General features: G+C 66.6%; 2 protein-coding genes. Both read left to right on the top strand.

The genetic code is table 11. From position 1 onward, the window contains the following. On the top strand, positions 1-913 hold a 913-nt coding region (locus AC08ON_RS15625; protein ID WP_476617228.1), incomplete at its 5' end, for an aldo/keto reductase. Positions 914-1,090: 177 nt separating this feature from the next. Further along, positions 1,091-1,396, top strand: a complete 306-nt coding sequence (locus AC08ON_RS15620; RefSeq protein WP_476608108.1) for a hypothetical protein — start codon at positions 1,091-1,093, stop codon at positions 1,394-1,396. Positions 1,397-1,413 lie beyond the last annotated feature (17 nt).

Here is a 1,413-nt window from a genome sequence, read left to right as displayed (position 1 = left end):
CATCAACTTCATCGACACCGCCGACATCTACTCTCAGGGTGAGAGCGAGGAGATCGTCGGCCGGGCCATCAAGACCCGCCACGACGACATCGTCCTTGCCACGAAGTGCTTCAGCCCCATGGGCGACGAGCGCAACTCCCGTGGCGGCTCGCGGCGCTGGATCATCCGCGCCGTCGAGGATAGCCTGCGCCGCCTCGGCACCGACTACATCGACCTTTACCAGGTCCACCGCCACGACTGGGACACCGACCTCGAGGACACCCTCGGCGCCCTGTCCGACCTCGTCCACGCCGGCAAGGTCCGCTACCTCGGCTCCTCCTCCTTCCCCGCCGACTGGATCGTCGAAGCCCAGTGGGCCGCCCGGCGCCGTAACAGCGAACGGTTCGTCTGCGAACAGCCCCAGTACTCCATCTTCGCCCGCTCCATCGAAGAAGCCGTCCTGCCCGCCGCCCAACGCCACACCATCGGCATCATCCCCTGGAGCCCGCTGGCCGGCGGCTGGCTCACCGGCAAGTACCGGCGCGGCGAGCAGGCTCCGGCCGGATCGCGCTACTCGTCACAGGGCTTGCTCGGCCGCCGCCAGGGTCAGGCACTCTCCGAGGACCCGCACGCACCCGACCGCTTCACCGCGGTGGAGGAGCTGACCACCCTCGCCAAGCAGGCCGGCGTGTCCCTCACCCACCTCGCGCTGGCCTTCGTCGACAGCCACCCCACCGTCACCTCGACCATCATCGGGCCCAAGACGCTCACTCAGCTCGACGACGTCCTCCTGGCGGCCGAGATCACCATCGACCAGGCGACACTCGACGCGATCGACGAGATCGTCACCCCCGGCACCGACATCGCCGGCACCAACCACCACAGCGGTAACCCGGCACTGCAGCCGGGTTACCGGCGTCGGACGGCCCACTGACGGACGAACCACTGACCAGCCCGACCATGCCCACCCCCGACCAGCCACGTTTCTCGACGCACGGCACCACCGAGCCGGTCGGCGCCGCGGCATCTCCGGAGGCAGACAAGCCGTCTTCCGGATCCTGAGACGATGCGCTACAGTCGCCCGAGTCAGGCAACATAAGGGGGGTTCAAAATGAGTGTCATCGTCGCCGTGACCCTGAAAGTCGATCCAGCCGCTCTTCAGCAGCTGTTCGCATCGAAGGCAGACATCTTCACATCCATCGCCGAGCAGGCAAAAAAGGTAGGAGCCTTGCACCATCGTTTCCTTGCCGGCCACGGGCAGGTCATCATCCTCGATGAATGGGATTCCACGGAGGCGTTCCAGGAGTTCTTCACCAATCAGCCTGAGATAGCCGCCCTCATGCGGGATGCCGGCGTCGAGGGACCCCCGGAGATTCAGGTCTGGCAGCCGATCGAAGGCGCGCCCGACACCTTCTGAGCGGGCGCGCTGGACAC

This window comes from Frankia sp. CoWAU3 (assembly GCF_977971855.1).
This window is presented reverse-complemented; position numbering and strand designations above follow the sequence as displayed.